We start from the raw sequence: 3,879 nt of genomic DNA, 5'->3' as shown, positions 1-3,879 counted from the left end.
CTGGTGACAACGTTAAGATCGAAGTAGAACTGATCACCCCCATCGCTATTGAAGAAGGTCTGCGCTTCGCTATCCGCGAAGGTGGCCGGACTGTAGGCGCAGGGGTTGTATCCGCTATCGTTGAATAAAAAGGCGGAAAAGCGCTTCCGGAAACGGAAGCGCTTTCTTTATGCCTGTCTCTTTTGCTATTGACACTCTATGGGAATTATGATAAATTGTATAGGGTAACGGACTATTCTGGACCACTTGTCGGCACAGGACACTTTTTAGGGAGGTGGCACAATGCGCGTGGGCATTACCCTCGCTTGCACTCAGTGCAAGAGAAGAAATTATACAACCACTAAAAACAAAAAGAATGACCCGGACAGAATCGAGCTGAAGAAGTTCTGTAAATGGTGCGGCACGCAAACCGTCCATAAGGAAACCCGGTAAGGGCTAACACCGATACTGTTTTAAGGATGTGGAGTTTCTTATGGTAAATAAAGAAACCACCAAAAAAGAAGGTGCCAAGAAGGCGGAAAAAAATAAGGCCTGGTCCGAACTGGTTAACTTTCTTTCCGGAACCAAAGCCGAATTGCGCAAAGTTAACTGGCCTGACCGCAAACAGGTGTTGACCTATACCGGTGTTGTGCTGACGGCGGTAGCTATCATGGCAGTCTTGATCTGGGTAATCGATCTGGGTTTGGGTCGGTTGCTGACGCTGATTGTGGAACGATAAATTTATGCTAGGAGGTGAGGGACCTAACTGGGTCCCTTCTGGGTATGGAGAAAAAGTGGTATGTCATTCACACATACTCCGGTTATGAAAATAAGGTAAAAGCCAATCTGGAAAAGCGCATTGAGTCCATGAACATGGGAGACAAGATCTTTCGCATTCTGGTACCCATGGAAGATGAAGTGGAAATCAAGGATGGCAAGCGCAAGGTCAGTAAGCGCAAAGTGTTTCCGGGGTATGTGCTGGTGGAAATGATCATGACCGATGACTCCTGGTATGTGGTTCGCAATACAACCGGTGTAACCGGATTTGTTGGCAGCGGCAACAAGCCGATTCCACTCAGGGATGAAGAAGCAGCCGCCATCTTGAAACAGATGGGGATGGAAGAACCCAAGGTCAAACTGCGCTTTAAGGTTGGCGATGAAGTCCGCGTGATAGCCGGCCCCTTCCAGAACTTCGTGGGTAGTGTGGAAGAAATCTACCCTGAAAAGGGTAAGCTGAAAGTCCTGGTGTCAATGTTCGGAAGAGAGACTCCTCTGGAGTTGGATTTCGGACAGGTGGCTGAAGTAGAATGATGACAGTAGACAGATTAAGGAGGTGGAAATAATGGCAAAAAAGGTAGTAGCAGTAATCAAGCTGCAATGTCCTGCTGGTAAAGCCACCCCTGCTCCCCCGGTTGGTCCGGCTTTGGGTCAGCATGGTGTAAATATTATGGCTTTCACCAAGGAATTTAACGAAAAAACCGCTAACCAGGCCGGGTTGATTATCCCGGTGGAAATTAGCGTTTATGAAGACCGGTCCTTCACTTTTGTGTTGAAGACTCCTCCGGCTGCTGTTTTGTTGAAAAAAGCAGCTGGTATTGAGAGCGGTTCTGGTGAACCCAACAAGAAGAAGGTCGGCAAGGTAACCCGTGACAAAGTCCGGGAAATTGCAGAGCTGAAAATGCGGGACCTGAATGCTGCCAGCCTGGAAGCGGCAATGCGGATGATTGAAGGTACAGCGCGCAGCATGGGTATCGAAGTAGTAGAAGCTTAATGGTCCACAAGTGGGAGGATATAATCCGTTACTACCACAAAGGAGGTAAAACAAAATGGCTAAACATGGTAAAAAATATCTGGAAGCTGCCAAACAGGTAGACAAAACCAAGCTGTATGATCCTCAGGAAGCTCTGGAACTGGTACAGAAACTGGCTTCTGCCAGGTTTGATGAGTCCGTTGAGGTTGCAGTTAAACTAGGTGTAGATCCCCGGCATGCGGATCAGCAAGTTCGGGGTGCAGTAGTACTGCCCCATGGCACAGGGAAAACTGCCCGTGTAGTTGTTTTCGCGAAAGGCGAGAAAGCCAAGGAAGCAGAAGCTGCTGGCGCTGACGTAGTGGGCGCTGAAGACCTGATTGCCAGGATTGAGGGCGGTTGGCTGGATTTCGATACAGCCGTAGCTACTCCGGATATGATGGGTGCTGTAGGTAAATTGGGTCGGATCTTAGGTCCTAAAGGCCTGATGCCTAACCCCAAAACCGGAACTGTTACTTTTGATGTAGCCAAGGCTGTTAAAGATATTAAGGCTGGTAAAGTGGAATACCGGGTTGACAAAGGTGCCAATATTCATGCCCCCATTGGTAAGGTCTCCTTTGGTACCGAGAAGCTGCTGGACAACTTCTATACCCTGCTGGATGCATTGATCAAGGCTAAGCCGGCAGCTGCCAAGGGAACATATATCAAGGGAGTGGCTGTTTCCTCCACTATGGGCCCTGGCATTAAGGTCAATCCGTTAAAAGTTACTCGTTAAAAATCTTTCTCGTTAAAAATCTTTCCTGCACTGTTGACAATAGTCTCTGGCCAGGCTATAATTAACCTGTTGACAATTTGATATAGGTGAACCAAGCTGTAGACAGTCGGTGCCTGCTGGCTTAAAGGAGAAATCCGCCTACCGAGGCTTTGGAAGTCAACTCTGTTGGCTAAGTATGTCCATCAGAGGGTCTCCTGGCTTGTCTACGGAGACCCTTTTTTGTTTGACTTCGCGGCTTGGGATGTACCGATACAGGTGCAAGGAGGTGGAATTGTGGCTAAAATTGCCGAGAAACAGCCGGTTGTACAGGAGCTGAAAGAAAAACTGGAGCAGGCCGTCGGGGTAGTGCTGGTTGACTACCGGGGTTTGAATGTGGCTCAGGCTACTGAGCTGCGGAAACGCCTGCGGGAAGCTGGAGTGGAATACAAGGTCGTTAAGAATACTCTGGCACGCCTGGCTTGCCGTGAAGTTGGCCTGTCTGATCTGGAACCCTATCTGGAAGGTCCCAACGCACTGGCTTTTGGCTTAACAGATCCTGTTGCTCCGGCGAAGATTCTGAGTGAATTCGCCAAGGACAACAAGCAGCTGGAAATCAAGGCCGGTATCGTGGATGGCAAGGTAATCGATGTTGCCGGGGTTAAGGCTCTGGCCGACTTGCCGCCGCGGGAAGTGCTGCTGGCCAAAGTGCTGGGTGGTCTGCAAGCTCCTCTTTATGGGTTTGCCAATGTTCTCCAGGGCAATCTGCGCAATCTGGTTTACGTCCTGGAAGCTATCCGCAAGAAGAAAGAGGAAGGCGCTGCTTAAGTGCCTGATCGCTTAAAAATCTTAGATTTTGCTGAAGGAGGAAGATTATAATGTCCAAGGTAAATGAAATTTTGGAAGCTGTTAAAGGTTTAACTGTTCTGGAACTGGCTGAGCTGGTAAAGGCTTTTGAAGAAGAATTCGGTGTATCTGCTGCTGCTCCTGTAGCTGTAGCTGCTGCTCCTGTAGCTGGCGCTGCCGCTGCTCCTGCTGCAGAAGAAAAAACTGAATTCGATGTAATTCTGGCCGCCGCTGGCGACAAGAAAGTTAACGTTATCAAAGTTGTACGCGAAATAACCGGTCTGGGCCTGAAAGAAGCCAAGGACCTGGTGGATGGCGCTCCCAAGCCTGTTAAAGAAAAAGTTTCCAAGGAAGAAGCTGAATCCATCAAGGCCAAGCTGGTTGAAGCTGGCGCTACCGTTGAAATTAAGTAACCTGGAACAAAAAAGGCACCTCGATATGAGGTGTCTTTTTTTGTAGAGCTAATTGCGTTGTCAGATAATCCTGACAGGCCAAGGGATTAGCGGAAGGACGAAAATAAATTTACCCCAGAAAAAGGTGTATAGGAAAGGGTTTT

General features: G+C 48.6%; 7 protein-coding genes, 1 pseudogene and 1 other annotated feature. All 8 genes and pseudogenes read left to right on the top strand.

The features are described from left to right. A pseudogene (tuf, locus tag JDF658_RS08970) lies at window positions 1-128 on the top strand (elongation factor Tu); the annotation flags it as partial. A 154-nt stretch (window positions 129-282) separates the two neighbouring features. Continuing rightward, on the top strand, window positions 283-432 hold the full coding sequence (gene rpmG / locus JDF658_RS08965; protein WP_078666692.1) for a 50S ribosomal protein L33: 150 nt from the start codon (window positions 283-285) through the stop codon (window positions 430-432). A gap of 40 nt (window positions 433-472) precedes the next feature. After that, window positions 473-718: a preprotein translocase subunit SecE gene (secE, locus tag JDF658_RS08960; protein WP_078666691.1), complete on the top strand. Its 246-nt coding sequence runs from the start codon at window positions 473-475 to the stop codon at window positions 716-718. 44 nt (window positions 719-762) lie between these two features. Beyond that, entirely contained in the window at window positions 763-1,290 is a 528-nt protein-coding gene (gene nusG / locus JDF658_RS08955; protein WP_078666690.1) for a transcription termination/antitermination protein NusG, read from the top strand. Window positions 1,291-1,321: 31 nt separating this feature from the next. Next, the gene (rplK, locus tag JDF658_RS08950) at window positions 1,322-1,750 is read left to right on the top strand and encodes a 50S ribosomal protein L11 (RefSeq protein WP_079907298.1); all 429 of its coding nucleotides are present in this window, start codon (window positions 1,322-1,324) and stop codon (window positions 1,748-1,750) included. A gap of 55 nt (window positions 1,751-1,805) precedes the next feature. Then, the gene (rplA, locus tag JDF658_RS08945; RefSeq protein ID WP_079907296.1) at window positions 1,806-2,501 is read left to right on the top strand and encodes a 50S ribosomal protein L1; all 696 of its coding nucleotides are present in this window, start codon (window positions 1,806-1,808) and stop codon (window positions 2,499-2,501) included. Between the two features lie 78 nt (window positions 2,502-2,579). Further along, window positions 2,580-2,731: a sequence feature (ribosomal protein L10 leader region), on the top strand. 43 nt (window positions 2,732-2,774) lie between these two features. After that, a complete protein-coding gene (gene rplJ, locus JDF658_RS08940; protein ID WP_078666687.1) occupies window positions 2,775-3,305 on the top strand; it encodes a 50S ribosomal protein L10 in 531 nt (176 codons plus the stop codon). A 50-nt stretch (window positions 3,306-3,355) separates the two neighbouring features. Continuing rightward, the gene (rplL, locus tag JDF658_RS08935; protein ID WP_078666686.1) at window positions 3,356-3,736 is read left to right on the top strand and encodes a 50S ribosomal protein L7/L12; all 381 of its coding nucleotides are present in this window, start codon (window positions 3,356-3,358) and stop codon (window positions 3,734-3,736) included. Window positions 3,737-3,879 lie beyond the last annotated feature (143 nt).

The organism is Carboxydocella sp. JDF658, assembly GCF_002049395.1.
Classification (GTDB): domain Bacteria; phylum Bacillota.
This window is presented reverse-complemented; position numbering and strand designations above follow the sequence as displayed.